A 20,643-nucleotide genomic window follows, 5' to 3' on the forward strand; every position below is an offset into this window, starting at 1 on the left:
CTGGGCAGCCTTTTTTTTATGGCCAGAGTTGATGTACGGCCCAGGCCACCCCTGCTCCCAGCACGGCACCGGCCAGCACGTCTGTCGGATAGTGCACGCCTTTCCAGATGCGTCCAACCGCTACGCTGGTAGCCCAGACATAAACCGGGATTACGACATACCCCCGGGGGACTTCCAAGCTCCAGGCTGTAGCCAGCGCAAAAGCAAGTGCAGCATGGCCCGAAGGAAAAGCATAGGAATCTGGTGGATCCCCTCGCGGTGCAATGTCATCCCACAGGCGAAATGGACGATCTCGCCGAATAATTGCCTTCATCCCGATGACTAAACCAGCCGTCGCTGCTGCTGAAAGCGTAATCCGCTCAGCCGCTGGACGAGCCATCTTCCCTATCCATACCCCTCCCCAGGCCCCGACCGTCAGCCCGGCAAACATCGGATAAGCCGCTGCATCAACTGTCTGGAAATAGGCCGAAACGACAGCGCTGTCCCATTGATACGTCAGGCAAAGCAGTCGGAGCTCCAGGGCCGTTTGCTCACAGGCAGCCTGCGCCCAGGCGTTACCCGTTACCAGAAGGGCCAGCGCAGGCCCCAGCCACAGACAACGCTGCATTATTCTTCCAGATAGACCTCGTCCAGCTCAGCCCGGCTGCGCGGCGGCTTCATCCCCAATGCTTCCTTAACCCGCCGCCGCACCTCTTCCTGCAACTCTGGATGCGCTTTGAGCCACGCTTTGGCAGCCTCCCGGCCCTGGCCAATTCGCTCTTCCCCATAGGCGTACCAGGAACCACTCTTCTGAATAATTTTGTGCTCGACCGCCAGATCGACCAGTTCCCCCAGAACTGAAATGCCCTCGCCGTAGATAATGTCGAACTCCGCTTCACGGAACGGAGGAGCCACTTTGTTTTTAACAATCTTCACCTTTGTACGGTTACCCACTACTTCGGTCCCCTCCTTGATCGCTCCGATGCGTCGAATATCCATGCGCACCGATGCGTAGAACTTGAGCGCCCGGCCTCCGGTAGTGGTTTCAGGATTGCCGAACATGACGCCAATCTTTTCGCGGAGCTGGTTGATAAAGATGAGCACCGTACGCGTGCGGTTGATCGTACCGGTCAGCTTACGCAGCGCCTGGCTCATCAGACGGGCCTGAAGCCCGACATGACTGTCGCCCATGTCGCCCTGAATTTCTGCCTGCGGTACCAGCGCCGCCACAGAGTCAACTACAATAACGTCAAGCGCTCCGCTACGCACCAGGGTATCGCAGATATTCAGGGCTTGTTCGCCGGTGTCTGGCTGCGACACCAGCAGGTTGTCCAGATCGACTCCCAGATTGGCAGCGTAGCGCGCATCAAAAGCATGCTCTGCATCAATAAAAGCACAGGTTCCCCCCAGCTTCTGCGCCTCCGCCATAATGTGCAGCGCCAGTGTCGTCTTACCAGACGACTCGGGGCCAAAGATCTCAATGATGCGTCCCCGAGGCACTCCTCCCACTCCCAACGCTGCGTCCAACGCCAGCGAGCCTGTAGGGATTACGTCGACCGAAATGGCCGGCGCATCCCCCAGCCGCATGATTGCTCCTTTACCGTACTGCTTTTCAATATGCTTAACCGCCAGTTCCAGCGCCTTGGCTTTTGCCGAGTCCTGAATGGCCATGATACCTGCTTTCGATTAATCGTTGTCGGTTAGCTCTTTTTGTAACATCAGTAGAGTCGGTGACATCTATCTGTCACCGATGAAATATAGCCGCCCTGGGAACCTTTTGTTGAAGTAAATGACGTCGCAAAAGATCCAGGGCTGCTGCGGTAGCCCGCTGTTTAAACCGTTTCCGATCGTCTGGTAGAAAGTAGCGCTGCGCAAAGGCTACCTGGTCATCGGCCAGTCCAATCCAGACCGTACCCACGGGCTTGTCGGGCGTGCCTCCGGTTGGCCCGGCAATGCCCGTCGTTGCAAGTGCTACCTGCGCTCCGAGCCGCTTACGCACGCCCCGGGCCATTTGAATAGCCACAGCCTCGCTGACAGCTCCTTCGCGTGCGAGCAGCTCCGGCGCCACTCCGAGCACTTCGACTTTGACTGCATTATCATAAGCCACGACGCCTCCTCGAAAGTAGGTGGAGGCGCCGCTCACGTTGGTTATGCAATCGGCCAGATGGCCTCCTGTGCAGCTCTCAGCTACCGCGACCGTAGCACCTAATCGTCGCAGCAACTTGCCGACCACCACCTCCAGCGTCTCTCCGGAAAGGCTTACCAGATACGGCTGGATGCGCTTCTGGATAAATGCAACCAGCTCGCTTAGCCGCTGCTGCGCCGCTTCACGGCTCGCAGCGCGCGCTGTCAACCGAAGGCGCACGCCGTAAGGGCTCGGCAAATACGCCAACTGCACTGCCTCATCAAGCAACGATTCCACCCCTTGGAGCCGCTGCTGCAGCTCGGATTCACCAATGCCGGCCGTTACCAGCGTGCGTTGTAGAATGGCAGGACGTCCGGGCAATTGCTGCAGGCGAGGCAGTACAGCTTCGCGCATCAATCCCTGCAGCTCGTGCGGCACTCCGGGCAACACGACCACAATGCCGGAAGCATCCTGCAACCACAGTCCAGGAGCTGTGCCGAGCGGGTTAGGGATCGGAGTAAACCCCTCAGGAACCAGGGCCTGCACCTGATTGCGTTCGGGCATGTGTCGTCCGCGGCGCGTGAAGTACGCCTTGATCTGCTCCAGCAGCGCCGCGTGCATTTGCAATGGCCGGTTCAGGCAGTCGGCCAGCGCCTCTCGGGTTCGGTCATCGTGCGTCGGCCCCAGCCCCCCGCACACGATCACCACGTCTGCTTCTGCCCGGGCCCGCTGCAACGCCTGGCAGATCGCGTGGGGATCATCTCGGAGCGTTTCGGCGCGCACCACGGTAAAGCCGTGGGCTGTCAATTCAGCTCCCAACCAGGCCGCATTGGTGTTGACCGTGGTTCCGGTAAGTAATTCATCGCCTATGGTCAGCAGAATGATTTTCATGGCATCATTCGCGGTGCGCTTCCGACCAGCCATATGGATCCGCCTGCCAATCCTCCAGAGCGGCTATGGTCTGCCGGTCAAGCAATCCATGTTCCCAGGCGACTTCCAGCAAAACAGACAGATTGGTCAGCGTATGCAGGGGAATGTCGGCCTGTGCGAAGCGCATTTCTGCTTCAGGAAACCCATAGGTAAAAATCGCCAGCACCGCCTGCAACCGGGCATCGGCCGCGAGCAATGCCTCCGCGGCAGCCAGCGATGAGCTGCCGGTAGAGATCAGGTCTTCGACCAGGACAACGCGCTGCCCCGGCTCCAACCGTCCTTCAATCTGGCGGCGCTGGCCATGCGCTTTAGGTTTAGCGCGCACATAAACCATGGGCAGTTCCATCCGATCTGCCAGCCAGGCTGCATGGGGAATGCCCGCCGTGGCTGTTCCAGCGATTACCTCTGGCTCCAGCTCCCAGAATTCGATAATCTGGCGGAAGCCTTCTGCAATGGTGCGCCGCAGATGGGGATAGCTGATCAGCAACCGGTTGTCACAGTAAATGGGCGCTTTCAGTCCAGAGGCCCACGTAAAGGGTCGCTCTGGCGAAAAAGACACGGCCCCAATGGTCAGGAGTGCTGTGGCTACCTGTCGGGACAATGCGTCTTCAGGCGTCATGGTGGTAGAGAATGGTTCGTCTCCACATACCCTGCACATACCAGAAGCCCGTAAGCACAGTCAGCGCTACCAGGCCCAGCAAAAACAGGCGAGGTACGGGCCCTTCCAGCAATTGAAGGGCATACATGCCCGGTGTTCCGGGCATCTGTCGCAGCACCAGCAGCAGCAACATGCCAATCAGAAAGACGAGCTGGACGGTTGTCTTGGTTTTGGCCAGCGGGAGCGTGCGCAGGCTCTGGCCGCGGGCTTCTGCCCAGGTGCGCAGCGCGGTCACCAGCAAATCGCGTCCGGCGATAATGCCCACGGCCCACCAGGGTATCTGGTGCGGCAGCAGGATCGCCAGGCAGACAAACGTACCCAGCACCAGGACTTTATCGGCAAACGGATCCAGAAATTGGCCCAATCGAGAACGAGCTCGAAAGCTGCGAGCCAACTTGCCATCCAGATAATCTGAGATCGCTGCGGCTACAAACAGACCCAGAGCAGCAAGCTGCCCGGTAAAGGTTCCGCTGAGCAGCAGTACCAACAAAACAGGAGTCAGCACAATGCGCGCAATGGTCAGCGCATTTGGCAGATGTCGCATGATCGAACGAAATACCGGTTTCGCTTAAAATACAAAAATTGCCTCTGACACCAGAGGTCGCTGCACGAACGTCCGCATAGGCGGCAGGTTCGTACGCCGATGCGAAAAGCCTATGTATGACTGGCTGACATTCTGACGCACCTTACAAGTCGGCATTGTTCTTGAGCAGCGGCCTTCGCAGCATCCAAGCCGTGCAAATTGTCGGACTTTAAAACATCAGCAGTGAACGATGGGCAAGATCATCGGCATCGACCTGGGCACCACGAACTCCGTTGTGGCTGTCATGGAAGGCGGCGAGCCTAAGGTTATCATTAATCCAGAGGGCTCGCGGGTTACGCCATCGGTGGTAGCGTTTACGTCAGACGGTGAGCGCCTCGTCGGCGCCCCGGCCAAGCGGCAGGCGATTACCAATCCGAAAAATACCATCTTTTCGATCAAGCGCTTTATGGGGCGCTTTTATGACGAGGTGACCGAAGAGATCAAGATGGTGCCCTACAAGGTCGTGCGGGGCGAGAATAATACGGTCCGCGTCGAAGTTGAAGTCGGCGGTGAAAAGCGTCTCTACACGCCTCAGGAGATCTCGGCCATGATTCTGCAGAAGCTGAAGCAGACGGCCGAGGAGTACCTGGGCGAGCCCGTTACGGAGGCGGTAATTACGGTGCCTGCTTATTTCAACGATGCCCAGCGCAAGGCCACCAAAGAAGCCGGTGAAATTGCTGGCTTGAAGGTGCGCCGGATCCTTAACGAGCCGACCGCCGCAGCGCTGGCCTATGGGCTGGACAAGAAAGAAAAGGAGCTCAAAATTGCTGTCTACGACCTTGGCGGAGGTACCTACGACATTTCGATCCTGGAGCTAGGCGATGGCGTCTTTGAGGTCAAGGCCACCAGTGGCGACACGCACCTGGGCGGTGATAACTTCGACCAGCGACTGATCGACTACATTGCCGACGAATTCCAGAAGCAGGAAGGTATTGACCTGCGGAAAGATCCGATGGCGCTGCAGCGGCTCAAAGAGGCGGCCGAGAAGGCCAAGATTGAGCTGTCCAGCGCCATGAAGACAACGGTCAACTTGCCCTTCATCACCGCAACCGCCGAAGGGCCCAAGCATCTGGTCATGGAGATTACGCGCGCCAAGTTTGAGCAGCTTATCGAAGACCTGGTGGCGCGCACTATTCCGCCCATGGAGCAAGCCCTCAAGGATGCTAAGCTTCGAAAGGAAGACATTGACGAAGTCATCCTGGTGGGTGGCTCCACGCGCATTCCGCTGGTGCAGCGGACCGTTGAGGAATTCTTTGGCAAAAAGGCCAACAAGTCGGTTAACCCGGATGAGGTCGTGGCCATTGGCGCGGCCATCCAGGCCGGTGTCCTCGCGGGCGAAGTGGAGGATGTGCTCCTGCTGGACGTAACGCCACTGAACCTGGGCATTGAGACCCTGGGTGGTGTCATGACCGTACTGATTCCGGCCAACACCACCATTCCAACCCGTAAAAGCGAGATCTTTACGACGGCGTCGGACAACCAGACTTCGGTCGAAATCCATGTCCTGCAGGGCAACCGCGAGATGGCGTCCGACAACCGGAGCCTCGGACGCTTCATCCTGGATGGCATCCCCCCGGCTCCGCGGGGCGTACCGCAGATTGAGGTAACCTTTGACATTGACGCCAACGGCATCCTGCATGTGTCGGCTCGGGACAAGGCCACCGGCAAAGAGCAGTCAATCCGCATTGAAGCCTCCAGTGGCCTGACCCCTGAGGAGATTGAACGGATGCGCGAGGAGGCGCGTCGGCATGCGGCCGAAGACCGAAAGCGGCGCGAGCAGGTCGAGAAGCTCAACCAGGCCGACTCGCTTATCTACATGACCGAAAAGAACCTGCGCGAGTATGGCGACAAGCTGCCAACCGAAAAGCGGGCAAAAATTGAGTCGGCTCTTGAACGCTTGAAAGAGGTGCACAAAGCGCGCAACTTTGACGAGCTGGATTCGGCCATTGCCCAACTGAACCAGGCCTGGAACGAAGCCAGCCAAGAGCTCTACCAGGCCCAGCAAGCGGCCGGTGCCCAGGCTTCCGACGGCGCCTCCACGCAGTCCAGCTCCGGAGGCGTTCGCGAGGCCGACTATGAGGTAATTGACGAGGACGACAAAGACAAGCAGTAAGCGCGTCCATGCGGTTCGGCTGCCGCCTGTAAGTAGAGCAACGCCCCGGCTGAACGCCGGGGCGTTGTTTTTCGGGCGGTCCACAGGCCCTGCTACCCTACGGGGCCTGGCAGTCGAAAAAGCCGACGGGCATTTTCGGTCGTAATCCGCGCTACTTCCTCCAGCGGTACCCCCTTGATTTCCGCCAGTTTCTCTGCCACATGACGCACAAAAGCGGGTTCGTTGCGTCGGCCGCGATGCGGCACCGGTGCCAGAAAGGGCGCATCCGTCTCTAAGACAAGCTGTTCTAGAGGTAGCGTGCGTACTAGCTCTGCCAGTTTGCTCTTTTTGAACGTCAGGATACCGCCAATGCCCAGCAGAAAACCTAATTCAGCCGCGGCCTCAGCTACCCAGGCCGGCCCTGTAAAGCAGTGAAAAATTCCCCGCAATCGCTCTGGATGCGCGCTGGCCGCCTGCTCTTCCCGCAGAATGCGCACCAAATCCTCCGACGCTTCCCGATTATGCAAAATCAATGGTAGATCTTTTTCGATCGCCAGCCGAATGTGCCTTCGGAAAAACGCCTGCTGGCGGTCGTCAAACGAACGATCCCAGTAGTAGTCCAGGCCGCTTTCTCCTACGGCCACCACGCGCGGATCATCGCACAGGCGGGCGATTGCCTCAAAGTCTGCCTCGGTAGCCTGCCGCGTCTCTGAAGGATGCAGGGCGGCCATTGCGTACACGCCGGGGTAGCGATCGCAGAGCGCCAGCGCACGATGGACCGACGGCACGTCGATCGCCGGCAGGATCATAGCGACCACACCCGCATCCCGAGCGCGCGCTACAACTGCATCTCGATCCGCATCAAAAGCCTCCAGATACAGATGCACGTGCGTGTCAATCAGCGAGACCATAGGCTGAAGTTATTAGTGACATCAGGTCATATGCGCGCACGTACGCACAGACGTCCTTCAGGATCGGACCTTTTTAAGAGGTTGATCCGGACTTCAAGGCCGGGGACGGAATCTTGCAGCCGGCGTTTATTTAATTTGTAGTGAACGCAATCTTTCCACAGACTGCTGACCGTCGTGTCCGCTCTCCGTCGTCGGCTGGGGCTTTTGCTATTACCCCTGGTAGCCATCGTGGCGGTGTGGCCTATTGGCCGCATGGTTCACGACGGATGGGAGCTGGTCCAGCTAACGGGCCAGGTCCCTCAGGCGCCGCCCCGGGGCTTCGATTGGGTACACTGGGTAGCAGATGAAGGGCGCATTGTGGCCGGCTACGTTTTTCCGAATGGGCCGGCAGCGCGCGCAGGCATTCGACCGGGCGATGTGTTTTACCTGCTGGACTTTCAACAGTTTTTCAATCTGGAAGATCTCAAGCAGGCGATTGACGGACAGCCCCCCGGCAGCGTTCATACCTATGCCCTGTTTCGAGACGGTAATTACCTGGAAGCTCGGGTGCGTTTCACGCGCTACCCGACGTTTCTTTATCCCCTTTCGCCTACCCTCTGGCAATTTTCGCTCTGGGGATTTGCGCTGGGGTCGTTCGTGCACGTACTGGCGTTGCTGTTGCTGTTTCCACTGGCTCGCCGCAGTCGTCGCGCCCGTTTTTCGCTGCTGCTCATTTGCGTTTCAGGGCTCTGGTTTTTTAGCAACTTGGGCCGGCTTCTGCTGATAACCTTTCTGGGGCCTCCGCTTCCCGGAGGGATGCAGGATCGGGTATTTCAGTTGCTTACGTTTACTGGTCTGGTTGGCTGGATTGGCTTTCCTGCGCTGCTGCTTCGCCAGATCGTGCATGATCTGCGGCTGAACCGCCCTGTCCTTTACCATCGCATCTGTTATCTTCCGCCACTGATTCTGGCCCTGGCCATGGTGCTGACCACGTTTCATCCGAGCCTGCTTCCCTTCTCGGTGGAAGCACTGATTGCCCCGATCCTGTTTTACGTTTGCTGTTACGTAGCTCTAGCAGCTGGGCTGACCCTGCTCCTTCGATCAGGCCGCAGCACCCCCTCAGAAAGCTGGAATCGTTCGGGAAGCTGGCTGACATTAGGCTTTTCAGTACTGCTAGGCCTTTCGGTGCTGGATGTCGTCCCCCTGCTCGGGCTCGTCACCGACAGCATGGTGGGCTGGCTCATTGTAAGCGTCCAGCTCCTGTCGGTGGCGCCAATTGGCCTGGTTTCATTGGCTACGCTCAAGCTAGGCAAAGTGGATCTGGTACTGGAACGCACCCTGGTCTACAGCACAGTTCTGGGCGCCATTTTTCTGGCGTTTGTCGGTGGCATGTCGCTCATGGAACCTCTCCTGCAGCGCATTAATGCCCCATGGCAGGTCGTAGCTGGCCTTTACGTGGTCGTGCTCCTGGTACTCTTTGAGCGCTTTGCCCGCTGGCTCCGCCGGGAACTTCCCGCTTTCTTTTCGACTGAGCGGCAGCGTACCCGTCAAATGCTGAGCCGCCTGCAGGAACAGCTGCGACAGATGTTCAGCCTGGAAGAACTGGCGCAGCGAACAGTTGAAGTAGTCGGCGCTGCGTTTCAGGCGCGATCCGTTCGCCTCTTTTTCCGGCCCACGGAATCGACACCCTGGATCTCAGCCGCTTACCATCCGGAGCCTCCTTACCTGACAGAACGTATCGTGGAGACGATCTGGCCCCACTTTCGTCAGAAAAGTGCTATCTGGGCCTGCAATCCTGAACTGAACGAACATCGGCTTCCCGGTGAACTGCACGCGCTTCTTGAAAGCCGGAACGTGGCACTCGTTATCCCTATCACCGGCGAGCAACGCCCCCTGGGATTGCTTATTCTGGGCGATAAGCGCAATCGCCATGAATTCTATAACCTCGAAGATCTGGATCTGCTTCGTATGTTGAGCAGCCAGCTCGCCCTGGCCATTGAACGCCTGCACTTACTTGAACGTGAGCGTGCCCTGATTCGTCAGAACGCAGAAGCCCAACTGGTTGCCCTGCGGGCGCAGATCAATCCTCACTTCCTGTTCAATGCGCTCAACACCATTGCTGCGCTGATCAATGAGCGACCGGAAGAAGCCGAGGCGGTCGTTGAACACCTGGCAGCCATTTTCAGGCATACGCTAAACACCGGAGGACGCTCGTTTGTCACGCTAGAAGAGGAGCTTCGGCTCGTTTCGCACTACCTGGAGATTGAACGGGCACGATTTGGCGGCAAGTTACAGGTTTCCATAGACCTGCCTGCTACGCTCCAATCATTTCCCGTCCCTGCCTTTGCGGTGCAGACCTTAGCCGAAAATGCCGTCAAACACGGCCTGGAGAAACTTCGCGCAAGCGGAACGATTCAGATCCAGGTGCAACGTTTGGAAAATGGACTTGTTGAAATCCTGGTTGCTGATACCGGGGTAGGCATCCCGGCACTCTGGGAACAGAACGGCCAGGCTACCGAAGGGCCTCTCCCCTTTTTCGGTCTGGGATTGCGTAATGTGATGGCCCGTTTGGAACAACTCTACGGACGTCGCGATCTGCTTCGCTTTGAAAGCGCTCCTGGCCAGGGCACGCGCGTGCGTTTGCTGCTGCCTACACCACAGACCGAACCGGCTTCGTCTGCAAACCTGAATCCCTGAGTACAATGCTGCGCATTTTAATCGTCGACGACGAACCACCGGCCCGACGCCGTCTTCGCAAGTTGTTAGAACCGCTCCGAATTGCCGGACGCGTGGCTGCGATTGAAGAAGCAGCCGACGGTATCGAAGCCCTTGAAAAATTACGCCAGCCCTTTGACCTGCTGTTGTTGGACGTTCGGATGCCTGAGCTAGATGGGTTCGAGGTGCTCGAACGCCTGGATCCCGAACATCGCCCTTTCGTGGTATTCGTTACGGCTTATGACGACTATGCGTTGAAGGCGTTTGAAGCTCACGCCATTGATTATCTGCTCAAACCGGTAAACCAGGAGCGTCTGATGAAGGCGGTTGCTCGCGTGGAGCAAATGCAAGCCGCCACCTTACGCAAAGAACAGGAGCAGCGTCTGGCGCAACTGCTCGACTGGCTGGAATCGCAACAACAGGCTGCTTCGTCCGCCCCATCAGGTCCCTATCTGGAGCAACTCTCGGTCGCCTACCGGGATCGCATCCTGATTATTCCGGTTACGCACTTAGTTTCTGCCGAAATCCATGACGGCATTACGCGCCTGTACGTGCTGGACGAGGAGACGGGTGCCCACCCGAGACTACGTCAGCACGTTGTCAGCTACACGCTCGACCAACTGGAAGCGCGGCTGAACCCGCATGACTTTATGCGGGTTCACCGCTCAGCCATTGTGCAGCTCCGCCATATTCGGGAGCTGATACCGTGGTTCAGCGGCCGCTACAAGCTAAAGCTCACCGGCGACCATGAAGTAATCGCCAGCCGAGAGCGTTCAAAATTGCTAAAGGAACGGCTTGTACTTTGAGATATGAGGCCCCCTTTCCCCATCCTCGTGCTTGCGGCCCTTGCGGTCCGGCTGGGCTGGACCCAGCCTGTCGACACGCTGCGCGTGCAGCTATTCACGCAGTTCCAGCCAGACGTACTGGCCATTGCCCCAACAGGCACCGCCTGGGTATTTGCAGCAGACTATGCGCAGCCGCTACTGCGCCTTTCCACTGGCATGACGTTGCTGGTTGACCGCCGCGGCAGCGAGCTCCGCCTGCGCACGGCCGACCGAACCCTCTTTGCCCGGTGGATCCGCATTTATCCCTCTGCCGAAGGGCATCTTCAGTTAACTGCTCGACGGCCTGGTCAGACCGCCGGCCCCTTCACCTATCCAGGCTGGATTCGCATTGCTCCCACCCCCTCCGGTTTACAGGTCATTAACTATGTCGCTCTCGAAGACTACGTAGCGGCCGTGCTGGCGCGGGAGCATCACTTCGATGACCTGGAAAGCACCAAGGCACTGGCCGTAGCCATTCGCACCTATACGCTTCGTCGGCTGCAAATGGGCGATACGCTGCTGGATCACGCCACCCATCAGATGTATGAAGGCATAGACCGCGTTACGCCGCTGATCCGAGAAGCGGTGCAGCAGACCCGCAATGAGGTGCTCACCTATCAGAACACCTTGATTGAAGCCGTATACTTTGCGGCCAGCGGGGGCCATACGGCCAACAATGAAGACGTATGGGACGGTCCTCCTCGTCCCTATCTGCGCGGCCAGCCAGACCCCTATGACCGCAACGCACCTTTCCAGCACTGGGAGGCTGCTATCCCGCGCACTCAACTGCTGGAGGTCCTCTCCCAACAGTACAACGCGCGCATCATCGACCTGCGCATCGGACGCCATAGTCCTGATGGCCGAGTTGCTACCATCGAACTACTCCGCGAACGCGGCGCTCCGCTCACCATCCGCGCAAACGCCTTCCGATTGCTGGTCAACGCACACTTCGGCCGGCATACCCTCCGCAGCACATTCTTTACGGTTCGTCGGCAGGGTAATATCTATCATTTTGAAGGAAAAGGTTTTGGTCATGGGGTAGGGCTTAGCCAGTACGGCGCGCTGGAGATGGCTCGCCAGGGGTATTCATACCGTGACATTCTGGCATTCTACTATCCTGGCACCACGCTACACCGTTATGAAGCCGGCACGCTGCTGGCTGCCCGGCATACTGCGGCAACGGTCGGCACCGACGAGCTAGCACCGCCGCCTCGCCGCACGCGTCCTACCGCCTCCACAGCCATGCCGCCTGAACGGCTGGCTGCCACCACAGCGATTGGCTGGAGTGCTTCCCCCGTACGTTCAGACAAACGTCAATCCTCCCGTCGTATCGGCTGGTAACCATGCGCTGGTTTTGTTTGCTGTTCATCCTGAGCCTGCCGGCTCTACAGGTGCAAGCTCAGCAGCCTTCGCCCTCCCGCATTCGCTCTGAGCCAGACAGCCTTACCCTCTTTCAGCTTCCCCCCATTCTGGTGGAGGCGACGCGGGGGGTTACGGCTCCCTGGGGCGATGCGCTGCCGCTGCTCACGTTTACACGGCAGCCGCTGGAAGTGCGCTTTCGTCCGGCGCTCACGCTGACCGAGACGTTGCGCGACCTACCGGGACTCTGGCTGAACGACCGCCAGAATTATGCACTGGGTGAGCGGGTACTGGTGCGCAGCGCCGGATGGCAGGCCGCCTTCGGGGTGCGCGGCGTGCAGGTCGTGCTCGACGGAGTTCCTCTGACCATGCCCGACGGCCAGGCGGTGCTCGATCCGGTTGATCCTGCCTTTGTGCGCCGCGCCGAGCTCCTGCGCGGCCCGGCTGCCCTGTTCTGGGGCAATGGTAGCAGTGGTGCCCTGGTTCTTTCTACCTGGCCTGACCCGTTTCAACCAGGCTTTCGCCTGCGCTTCCTCAGCGGAAGCTATGGCCTGCGTCGCCTGGGAGGTGAAGCTGCGTTACGCTTTGGTTCACATGCGCTGGTTGCTCATGCTTCTCATTTTGAGCAGGAGGGTTATCGGGCCCACAGTCGCACCCGACTGAGCCGCTTTGGCATGCAAGCCGGTCTGCGGCTGAGCCCTGTCAGTCGGTTGCGGATCACCCTGGCGGGCTCCTGGTTAGACGCACGGCATCCAGGCGCGCTGACGGCCGACGAGGCAGCCCGCAATCCTGAGCAGGCCAGCGTCCGCTATGTGGCTACCCGTGCCGGCAAAGAAAGCCGTCAGCTTCAACTTGGCACCACTTTCGCCCACCAGCTTCCGTTGGGTTGGCTCACGCTCACTACCTATGTGCTGACGCGCCACCTGGATAATCCCCTGCCCTTCGCTTACATTCGCCTGCGGCGTCAGGTAGCTGGCCTACGCACCACGTGGACCCATCAGCGCGGCCCCTGGCGCACGGGGCTGGGCTTTGACTTCACCTTCCAGAAAGACGACCGCCAGAACTTCCGCAACGAAAACGGCCGCCCGGGCACAACCCTGTTGCGAGATCAGCGTGAGCGCGTTCGTGAGACAGCCCTGTTTGGGCTGGCACGGTATGCTTTCTCCCCGCACCTGCAGGCACTGGCCGGACTGCGCCTGAGCTACCTACACTTTGCCCTGACCGACTACCTGCTCACCAACGGCGACCAATCCGGTCGTCGCACCTTCCAGATCTGGACGCCCACCCTGGGTCTGATTTATTATGCTTCCCCGACGACGCAGCTTTTCCTCACCCTGGGAACCGCTTTCGAGTCGCCGACCACGACCGAGCTGGTCAATCGCCCGGACGGCCAGGGTGGCTTTAACCCATCGCTGAAGCCCCAGTACCTCTACGGCATCGAACTGGGAGGGCGCCAGCAGCAGCCTGGACTGCATGCTGAGGTGACGTTGTTCTACCAGTGGGTACGCGGCCGCATCATTCCTTTCCAGCTTGAAGGGAACGGCCGCACCTTCTATCGAAATGCTGGTCGCAGTCGGCAGTATGGTATCGAGGCCTGGCTCCAGGCGCAGCTAACCACGGCCCTGCACGTGCGCCTGGCCTACACAGGTGCTCGCTTTGTCTTTGAGGAGGCCACCCTTCGGGGCAATCGCCTGCCTGGCCTCCCGGAGCACCGAGCCGCTCTGACCCTGCAATTTCAGAAAGGGCTTTTCTGGCTGGAAACAACCGGCATCGCCGTAGGCCCTTACTATGCCGACGATGCTAACACCGTACGAATAGACGGCTATGTTACCCTGGACGTTACGCTGGGATTAAGACGCTCGCTCGTCTCCGGCCTGCATATCCAACCTTTCATCTCCATGCATAACGTGCTGGACCAGCGTTACATTGGCTCCGTCGTTGTAAACGCCGGCGGGGGACGTTATTTCGAACCTGCGGCTGGCCGCAGCGTTCGTTTCGGGCTTAACCTGGGTACTCCCTGAAAATGCATGGGTAAGCAAAAATTACAGGCAGGTGTTTTACCGGTCCGGTTCCGCAACGGACAGATCGAAGTCCTGCTGATTACCTCGCGTACGGTAGGCCGGTGGGTTATACCGAAAGGCAACGTCAAACGACGTCAATCGCCGCTTGAGGCGGCTCGCCAGGAAGCCTATGAGGAAGCCGGCGTTCGTGGACGTCTTCACCCTGAACCCCTGGGCCGCTACCTGCATGGCCGCCCAGGTGACCAGCGCTGGGTCGAAGTATATCTAATGACGGTGGCGGAAGAGCTAGACGACTGGCCCGAACAGGCCGAACGTCGTCGCTGCTGGGTTCCCCTGGAAGAGGCCCGCCAGCTCGTCTATGAAGAGGGACTTCGCCGGCTGCTGGATCGCCTTCCTGATGAATGGGAACGGCGCCGTCAGGGACGGTTGCTGACGCCTCAGGCGTCGCGCCTGCTGGTGCTCCTTTTTCTTTTGATTTCGCTGGTGCTTGCCTTTGGCGGCACGTACTACCTGGCCCACTTACTGACCCAACCCGAAGTGCAACAACGCCTGCAGGAATTGCAACAAGGCACGCCCCCTTCGCTTTCGGCTGACTCCGTCCGTTCTTAACATCCCCTCGCTGCAGAATTCACGTTAAGCCAAACGTCCTTTTCCGCTACGCGTTGTAGTTTCCGGAAGCTGTTTCAAACCAGGAAAACAATCAGTTACGCCATCTATGAGTCAGCCGCAGGAGAAACATCGGGTCACCATTGCCTATGGCGACGGCATTGGACCAGAAATCATGCGAGCTACCCTGGCCGTGCTTGAAGCGGCCGGTGCTCCTCTGGAATATGATGTGATTGAAATTGGAGAAAAAGTCTATCGCCAGGGCATTACCTCGGGCATTCCCGATGAGGCATGGGACGTGCTGCGCCGCAACCGGGTCTTCCTCAAGGCGCCGATCACTACACCCCAGGGCGGTGGCTACAAAAGCCTGAACGTAACGATTCGCAAGGCGCTGGGTCTGTTTGCCAACATACGCCCTACCAAGTCGTTGCATCCATACGTTGAAACGCCTTACCCTCACATTGATCTGGTCATTGTTCGCGAAAACGAAGAAGACCTGTACGCTGCTATTGAGCACCAGCAGACAACCGAAGTGGTACAGGCCCTTAAGCTGGTTACCCGTCCGGGAAGTGAAGGTATCATTCGCTATGCCTTCGAGTATGCCCGCGCCTACGGCCGTCGCAAAGTGACCTGCATGTCAAAGGACAACATTCTCAAGATGACCGACGGCCTGTTCCATAAAATCTTCGACGAGATTGCCGCCGAATATCCGGACATCGAAGCTGAACACCGCATCATTGACATTGGCGCCGCCCTGGTAGCTGCCCGTCCGGAGACGCTGGATGTAATTGTTACCCTGAATCTCTACGGCGACATTCTGTCCGACATTGCGGCCCAGGTGGCCGGTTCGGTAGGGCTGGGCGGCTCAGCCAATGTGGGTACGCACGCGGCTATGTTTGAGGCAATTCACGGCTCGGCACCCGACATTGCCGGCCGGGACATTGCCAACCCTTCTGGCCTGCTCAACGCTGCGGTAATGATGCTGGTGCATCTGGGGCTGGCTGACATTGCCGCCCGCATTGAAAATGCCTGGCTGCGCACCATCGAAGACGGTATCCACACGGCCGATATTTACCGTCCGGGCAAAAGTAAGCAGAAAGTGGGCACGCAGGCTTTTGCCGAGGCGGTCATTGCCCGATTGGGGCAGAACCCCCAACATCTGAAGCCTGTGCACTTCCGTAAGCCCGGCGTCTCTGTAGCGATCCGTCCCACTCCCCGCCAGCCCAAACAACTGGTAGGGGTGGATGTGTTTATCGACTGGGACGAAGCCGGGCGCGATCCCAACGTGCTGGGGCAGCAGCTTGAGGCGCTGGCCGGCGACGCATTCCGCCTGCGCGTTATCACGAATCGGGGCGTAAAGGTTTATCCCGGCGGTCTGCCGGAGACGTTTTGCACCGACCACTGGCGCTGCCGCTTCGTGGCTGCCCGCGAGGGCGGTACGGTCACCCCGGTACAGGTGTTAGAGCTGCTGCGCCGCATTCACGAAGCGGGCCTGACGTTCATCAAGACCGAGCATCTGTACACGTTCGACGGCCGGCTCGGCTACTCACTCGCCCAGGCGGAATAACAGCGAAAGAACTGCACTGGCCTACGAACCGGGTAGCTGCGTCCGCAATCTCCTACGCAGGGCAGCCTGGTTTCTGCAGAAGCTGAGAAAGCCGGTGTAAAAATCGATAGGCCGGCCGCACTATCGCTTCGAGCTGTCGGCTCAGGCCGGAGTGGAGCTTCGCATGCCGGAGCGGGTCCGGATCACTACCAGACAATGGTAGACAGGATTCCCACCACGATAAGCGCCTGCGTAATCAAAGAAATACCGCTTCAAGCCTGGGGATTCTCCTCGGAGGCGGGGGATTTGCGGGCCGCGGGAAGCGCTTTAAGCTGATGTTCCAGGGCTTCAATCCGGGCGATCAGGGGGCGCTGCGCTTCTTCAACGGCCTGTCGCACCAGGTGCTGCAGCTCCCGTGCCCCCAGCGATGGCCCTTGCTTCAGTTTGAGTTTTTCCCGTCGATAGCTCAGCCACATGTTCATCATAGCCAGCGGCAGCCCGAATGCCACAGCGATCAAAAACACAAATTCCCAGAAATTCATGGCCCCTTATCTTTGAGTGGTCGATCCCGCATCTCAAAAATACGTACGCGTTATTCAACAGGTTACGCGGGTTTCAACAAGACCTTACAGGCCCATGCTTTTTCTATGCGCCAGAATTTCTAAATTTCCGACGCGCCTGTTGGCCAGTCGGATGATGCTGTGCCGTCAATCCATACAGAAGCCATGAAACGCCGCCCGTGCCTTCTTTTTGCGCTGTTGCTGCTAATGGCCGGAACAGCCTTCGCCCAGCGCCAGACCCGCGTAGGCCTGGGCTTTAATGCTCTGCTCACGACGGCCGAGGGGCTCGGCCTGGGCGTGCGGGCCCGCGCCGCTGCTCCGGTCAGCGCCGATCTGTCGCTGGCTGTGGATCTGGGATTTACCGGCTTTATTTTTCGGGGCCGGGACGAGGCCAGTTACGTGTTTGATCCGCAGCTTTCCGCGATTGTGACGTTTCCGCCCCGCGAGCGGCAGGCGTTCTATATCCTGGGAGGCGTTGGCGCCTATGCACCGCTGTCGGATCGGTACCGTGGAGAAAGCGGCCCAACCGTGCACTTTGGCTTTGGCTGGGTGCAGCTCTTGCGCGAAACCCAGGTTTTCTATGAAATCAACCCTGCACTGGTGGTCGGCGAACGCAGCGTGGACGTTGTGCTGCCTCTACGCGTCGGTGTGATTTTTTGAGCGTCACACAACCCGACGCAGAATAGCCTGAAGCCGCTCATGGTCGTCGCGTAGCAATCGGCTCAGCACGCGCCCTGCTGCAATGAGTGCCTGTTCTCGCTCGGCATCCCTGTGGCCATTGTAGATTTGCCGCAGCACGGCCACCAGCAGATCATCGACAGGCACAGCCGGATCGGGGTTTTGCACCAGCGTGCGCAGAAAGTCGTATGGTGGTCCTAGCCGCTGGACAATGTCGGGCGGACAGACTTCGACAAACGCGTGAATACTGGCCGGATACGGTGGAAGCGTCTGGCGAATCGGTCCTCCTGGCTCCTCATAGGCCAGCACCTGCGCTCGAAACGTCGTACGGATTAACTCCAGTACGTGCGGCATTTCGCGGCGCAGTTCGTCAGGAGAGCGCCCCAGGGCCACAGGACGTCGTCCGGGTTCGACGCTGCCTATCTCAACATGGCTGACCAGTCCATAAACGGTCTGCCCATCAGGCTGTCTCACCTGCACCCAGCTTCCCAGCGCAGGGGGAGCCTGTTCCCGGTATACCTCGGCTACAAACTGCCGCGTGCTTGACTCGATAACCTCTCCTATCGGCATCGTTGCTGTCCTGTATTGGCTTCAAAGTACTGGTCGGCGTTTACTGGTCTGCTTACGGGACTGCTCCATGGCTATACCGCCCCGCCAGAGCTGCCGGCCGATCAGTTCGTAGAAGGCCTCCCGTTCCGGCGCTCGAATCACAGCCTGTTCATGTGCTTCTGCCAGCACCATGGGATAGCCGTTGCCCTTCACGCATTCCTTTAGCAACACTGCACAGATCAACGCCACCCACTCGGGCTGTTCGGCCACCCATCGAGGAAATTCAACCCGAGCAATTTCAGCCTGCCCGTAGGGTCCTGGTACCGACAGATAGGTATAGACGATGCGGTGCGGATCGGCATACGCCTGTTGAATGTGCGAGCCCGACAGGAATAGCCCGGAACGTTCACCGGGCTGAAGCAGGTGCGCAAACAGCAACCGATCGGTCAGTCCGTCCAGTGACAGAGCCGGCGGATCAGGGGTGCATTCCCCTCGTGCGACGCGCAATAGATTGACCACTTCCGCTCCACCGGGCATGCTAATGTAGGAAGCAACAGGTATCCGGGCCTTCTGAAACTGCTCCAGCAGGCACACATAGCGCTGAATGAACCGCTCTTCCAGCTCGCGTTGGTGGAGCCGGCGAATCATCCAGCGAATGAGCGTCCCATCCAGCAGCGCAACCAGAGGGCGGCCATCGCGCCGGACTTCCCGTGCCAACTGCAGCAGCTCCTCCAACTCAAACTCGTCCCGCAGGGCTGAAACTATTTCTACGGACACCGATGCCAGTCGTTCGTCCAGCACCTCCTGTAACTCCTCCCGACGGAAGCAAAATCGGGGGATTGATTCGAGCCGAACCGGCTCGTGCGTTCCCAGTTGGAAAGCTACCCGCCCTACGTTCAGCAGAAAACACGGAGGCTCCACATGCCGATCTGGGAAGATCTGAGAGCCGTCAGCCGCCACGACCGTTACCTGCGCGGGCCGCTCTGGTACGGTGACGCGCGTCTGGAGCCGCTCGCCCAGCGGCCGGGCTACCAACCAGCTTGGCCGAGCGCGTTCCACCTGTTCCAGCAGCTCACCTACGTCCCCTATCGCACGCCAGGTGTCCAGTGCAGCCGCCAGCTTTTCCTGCAACAGATCCCGCTGTTGCTGCTGGTAGGTAGCAAAACCTTGCAGTTGCTGCTGAAGACGCACAAAATCAAGCATCAGCGCGCTGGATTGGAATAGGGGGCGTGCTCCACGCGTTTAAGTTCTCAACAAGTAAGGGCACACGCAACCCTTTGACAATGGCCGGGCTTTACCTTCACATTCCTTTTTGCAAGCAACGCTGCATTTACTGCGATTTTTACTTTGTTACAGGCCAGCGGCTTTACGCAACCTTTGTACAGTCGCTCTGCACGGAGATTGCTTATTACGGGCAGCTCTACGGCCGTCTGGAGCCTATCGAGACCATTTATTTCGGGGGTGGTACCCCTTCCCGCCTGTCGCTTGACGAAGTCGCCCAGTTGCTGAACGAGCTTGCTCGCTTTTTCGACCTGTCAGCCCTCCAGGAAGTTACGTTTGAAGTTAACCCAGAAGATGCTTCGCTGGACTATCTACGGGGCCTGCACCATCTGGGGATTAACCGCCTCTCCATCGGCGTGCAGTCGTTCTATGAGGCAGACCTGCGCTTTATGAATCGGGCGCACACAGCGGCCCAGGCCGAAACAGCTATTGAAAACGCGCGTCGCGCTGGCTTTGAAAACCTTAACATTGATCTGATCTTCGGCCTGCCTGATCAGCCGCTTGAATACTGGATGGCTAACCTTCAGAAAGCAGCCGATCGCAGCATTCCCCACATTTCAACCTACAGTCTGACCATTGAACCGCGCACCGTGCTCTACAAGCAGGTAGAACGAGGCCTGGTGCAGCCAGCCGATGAAGAAACGTACCGGGCCTGTTATGATTTTGCGATGGAGTACCTGGAAGCGCGCGGTTATGTGCATTACGAGATCTCCAACTTTGCGCGCCCGGGGTACCAGTCGCGCCACAATCATACCTACTGGCGGCATGGCAACTATCTGGGCTTCGGACCGTCGGCGCATTCGTTCTGGTGGGGCCAGTTGCCCGAACCCGGTGCCTATCGCTGGGCTAACGTCCGCAACATCCGGCGTTACGAAGCCCTGCTGGCCCAGCACCACCTGCCGCTGGAATTTCGGGAAGGCCTTTCCTACGATCAATTGGCGGAAGAGTACCTGCTATTGCGCCTGCGCACCGCAGAAGGCCTGGACCTTGACCACTACGCTGAGCGCTACGGCGTTGATCTGCTCAGCGAGCGTCTGGACGAGCTGGCCGAACTAGAGGCGGAAGGGTTGATCGAACCGATTCGTAACGGCACGCTCCGCCTGAGCCGCAAAGGACGACACGTCTGCGACGCTATCATTGCACGTCTTCTCTAAGCGGCACTGACTTTGCGGCTTGTCATGCTAAAGCCTCAAAGCGCTTCGTCGATACCCGCAAAGAAGCGTCAGGCGTTCTGCTTGTCTTTGCAC

General features: G+C 58.8%; 18 protein-coding genes. 9 read left to right on the forward strand and 9 right to left on the reverse strand.

Features of this window, described 5'->3' with window-relative positions:
- Positions 1–16: 16 nt before the first annotated feature.
- The 5 genes from BUA15_RS01625 to pgsA form a co-directional block, all read right to left on the reverse strand.
- Entirely contained in the window at positions 17–607 is a 591-nt protein-coding gene (locus BUA15_RS01625) for a phosphatase PAP2 family protein (protein WP_178139366.1), read from the reverse strand.
- Positions 607–1,650, reverse strand: a complete 1,044-nt coding sequence (gene recA, locus BUA15_RS01630) for a recombinase RecA (RefSeq protein ID WP_072714207.1) — start codon at positions 1,648–1,650, stop codon at positions 607–609. The genes BUA15_RS01625 and recA overlap by 1 nt, the downstream gene beginning before the upstream one ends.
- A gap of 73 nt (positions 1,651–1,723) precedes the next feature.
- A complete protein-coding gene (locus BUA15_RS01635; protein ID WP_072714208.1) occupies positions 1,724–2,995 on the reverse strand; it encodes a competence/damage-inducible protein A in 1,272 nt (423 codons plus the stop codon).
- Positions 2,996–2,999: 4 nt separating this feature from the next.
- On the reverse strand, positions 3,000–3,653 hold the full coding sequence (pyrE, locus tag BUA15_RS01640) for an orotate phosphoribosyltransferase (protein ID WP_072714209.1): 654 nt from the start codon (positions 3,651–3,653) through the stop codon (positions 3,000–3,002).
- Positions 3,643–4,236 carry a CDP-diacylglycerol--glycerol-3-phosphate 3-phosphatidyltransferase gene (gene pgsA / locus BUA15_RS01645; RefSeq protein WP_072714210.1) on the reverse strand — a complete coding sequence of 198 codons (594 nt, stop codon included), beginning with the start codon at positions 4,234–4,236 and terminating at the stop codon, positions 3,643–3,645. The genes pyrE and pgsA overlap by 11 nt, the downstream gene beginning before the upstream one ends.
- A 229-nt stretch (positions 4,237–4,465) precedes the next feature.
- On the opposite strand from pgsA, the gene dnaK reads away from it, so the two are divergent.
- Positions 4,466–6,388, forward strand: a complete 1,923-nt coding sequence (gene dnaK / locus BUA15_RS01650) for a molecular chaperone DnaK (RefSeq protein ID WP_072714211.1) — start codon at positions 4,466–4,468, stop codon at positions 6,386–6,388.
- A gap of 92 nt (positions 6,389–6,480) precedes the next feature.
- Here the strand turns inward: dnaK and BUA15_RS01655 are convergent, their stop codons facing one another.
- Entirely contained in the window at positions 6,481–7,278 is a 798-nt protein-coding gene (locus BUA15_RS01655; RefSeq protein ID WP_072714212.1) for a TatD family hydrolase, read from the reverse strand.
- Positions 7,279–7,452: 174 nt separating this feature from the next.
- On the opposite strand from BUA15_RS01655, the gene BUA15_RS01660 reads away from it, so the two are divergent.
- From BUA15_RS01660 to BUA15_RS01685, 6 genes are all read left to right on the forward strand, one after another.
- Positions 7,453–9,954 carry a histidine kinase gene (locus tag BUA15_RS01660; RefSeq protein WP_072714213.1) on the forward strand — a complete coding sequence of 834 codons (2,502 nt, stop codon included), beginning with the start codon at positions 7,453–7,455 and terminating at the stop codon, positions 9,952–9,954.
- Between the two features lie 5 nt (positions 9,955–9,959).
- Positions 9,960–10,778 carry a LytR/AlgR family response regulator transcription factor gene (locus BUA15_RS01665; RefSeq protein ID WP_072714214.1) on the forward strand — a complete coding sequence of 273 codons (819 nt, stop codon included), beginning with the start codon at positions 9,960–9,962 and terminating at the stop codon, positions 10,776–10,778.
- A gap of 3 nt (positions 10,779–10,781) precedes the next feature.
- Positions 10,782–12,137 carry a SpoIID/LytB domain-containing protein gene (locus BUA15_RS01670; RefSeq protein WP_072714215.1) on the forward strand — a complete coding sequence of 452 codons (1,356 nt, stop codon included), beginning with the start codon at positions 10,782–10,784 and terminating at the stop codon, positions 12,135–12,137.
- A 2-nt stretch (positions 12,138–12,139) separates the two neighbouring features.
- Entirely contained in the window at positions 12,140–14,176 is a 2,037-nt protein-coding gene (locus tag BUA15_RS01675; protein WP_072714216.1) for a TonB-dependent receptor family protein, read from the forward strand.
- A gap of 6 nt (positions 14,177–14,182) precedes the next feature.
- Positions 14,183–14,785 (forward strand): NUDIX hydrolase, encoded by a 603-nt coding sequence (locus BUA15_RS01680; RefSeq protein WP_072714217.1) that lies wholly within the window; start codon positions 14,183–14,185, stop codon positions 14,783–14,785.
- A gap of 106 nt (positions 14,786–14,891) precedes the next feature.
- Entirely contained in the window at positions 14,892–16,349 is a 1,458-nt protein-coding gene (locus tag BUA15_RS01685) for an NADP-dependent isocitrate dehydrogenase (RefSeq protein ID WP_072714218.1), read from the forward strand.
- Between the two features lie 251 nt (positions 16,350–16,600).
- On the opposite strand, the gene BUA15_RS01690 is transcribed toward BUA15_RS01685, so the two are convergent.
- Positions 16,601–16,870, reverse strand: coding sequence for a hypothetical protein (locus BUA15_RS01690; protein ID WP_072714219.1), 270 nt, complete (start codon positions 16,868–16,870; stop codon positions 16,601–16,603).
- Between the two features lie 183 nt (positions 16,871–17,053).
- On the opposite strand from BUA15_RS01690, the gene BUA15_RS01695 reads away from it, so the two are divergent.
- A complete protein-coding gene (locus tag BUA15_RS01695; protein WP_072714220.1) occupies positions 17,054–17,548 on the forward strand; it encodes a hypothetical protein in 495 nt (164 codons plus the stop codon).
- 3 nt (positions 17,549–17,551) lie between these two features.
- On the opposite strand, the gene BUA15_RS01700 is transcribed toward BUA15_RS01695, so the two are convergent.
- Together BUA15_RS01700 and BUA15_RS01705 are read right to left on the reverse strand one after the other, a co-directional pair.
- The gene (locus BUA15_RS01700) at positions 17,552–18,136 is read right to left on the reverse strand and encodes an HAS-barrel domain-containing protein (protein WP_072714221.1); all 585 of its coding nucleotides are present in this window, start codon (positions 18,134–18,136) and stop codon (positions 17,552–17,554) included.
- Positions 18,137–18,157: 21 nt separating this feature from the next.
- Positions 18,158–19,318 (reverse strand): DNA double-strand break repair nuclease NurA, encoded by a 1,161-nt coding sequence (locus BUA15_RS01705; RefSeq protein ID WP_072714222.1) that lies wholly within the window; start codon positions 19,316–19,318, stop codon positions 18,158–18,160.
- Positions 19,319–19,398: 80 nt separating this feature from the next.
- Between BUA15_RS01705 and hemW the strand changes: the two genes are divergently transcribed.
- Positions 19,399–20,550, forward strand: coding sequence for a radical SAM family heme chaperone HemW (gene hemW, locus BUA15_RS01710; RefSeq protein WP_072714223.1), 1,152 nt, complete (start codon positions 19,399–19,401; stop codon positions 20,548–20,550).
- Positions 20,551–20,643 lie beyond the last annotated feature (93 nt).

The organism is Rhodothermus profundi (genome assembly GCF_900142415.1).
GTDB lineage: Bacteria > Bacteroidota > Rhodothermia > Rhodothermales > Rhodothermaceae > Rhodothermus > Rhodothermus profundi.

Coding starts and splice junctions, on each gene's coding strand:
- BUA15_RS01625 (WP_178139366.1), bottom strand. CDS start 607: ATGCAGCGTTGTCTGTGGCTGGGGCCTGCGCTGGCCCTTCTGGTAACG.
- recA (WP_072714207.1), bottom strand. CDS start 1,650: ATGGCCATTCAGGACTCGGCAAAAGCCAAGGCGCTGGAACTGGCGGTT.
- BUA15_RS01635 (WP_072714208.1), bottom strand. CDS start 2,995: ATGAAAATCATTCTGCTGACCATAGGCGATGAATTACTTACCGGAACC.
- pyrE (WP_072714209.1), bottom strand. CDS start 3,653: ATGACGCCTGAAGACGCATTGTCCCGACAGGTAGCCACAGCACTCCTG.
- pgsA (WP_072714210.1), bottom strand. CDS start 4,236: ATGCGACATCTGCCAAATGCGCTGACCATTGCGCGCATTGTGCTGACT.
- dnaK (WP_072714211.1), top strand. CDS start 4,466: ATGGGCAAGATCATCGGCATCGACCTGGGCACCACGAACTCCGTTGTG.
- BUA15_RS01655 (WP_072714212.1), bottom strand. CDS start 7,278: ATGGTCTCGCTGATTGACACGCACGTGCATCTGTATCTGGAGGCTTTT.
- BUA15_RS01665 (WP_072714214.1), top strand. CDS start 9,960: ATGCTGCGCATTTTAATCGTCGACGACGAACCACCGGCCCGACGCCGT.
- BUA15_RS01670 (WP_072714215.1), top strand. CDS start 10,782: ATGAGGCCCCCTTTCCCCATCCTCGTGCTTGCGGCCCTTGCGGTCCGG.
- BUA15_RS01675 (WP_072714216.1), top strand. CDS start 12,140: ATGCGCTGGTTTTGTTTGCTGTTCATCCTGAGCCTGCCGGCTCTACAG.
- BUA15_RS01680 (WP_072714217.1), top strand. CDS start 14,183: ATGGGTAAGCAAAAATTACAGGCAGGTGTTTTACCGGTCCGGTTCCGC.
- BUA15_RS01685 (WP_072714218.1), top strand. CDS start 14,892: ATGAGTCAGCCGCAGGAGAAACATCGGGTCACCATTGCCTATGGCGAC.
- BUA15_RS01690 (WP_072714219.1), bottom strand. CDS start 16,870: ATGAATTTCTGGGAATTTGTGTTTTTGATCGCTGTGGCATTCGGGCTG.
- BUA15_RS01695 (WP_072714220.1), top strand. CDS start 17,054: ATGAAACGCCGCCCGTGCCTTCTTTTTGCGCTGTTGCTGCTAATGGCC.
- BUA15_RS01700 (WP_072714221.1), bottom strand. CDS start 18,136: ATGCCGATAGGAGAGGTTATCGAGTCAAGCACGCGGCAGTTTGTAGCC.
- BUA15_RS01705 (WP_072714222.1), bottom strand. CDS start 19,318: ATGCTTGATTTTGTGCGTCTTCAGCAGCAACTGCAAGGTTTTGCTACC.
- hemW (WP_072714223.1), top strand. CDS start 19,399: ATGGCCGGGCTTTACCTTCACATTCCTTTTTGCAAGCAACGCTGCATT.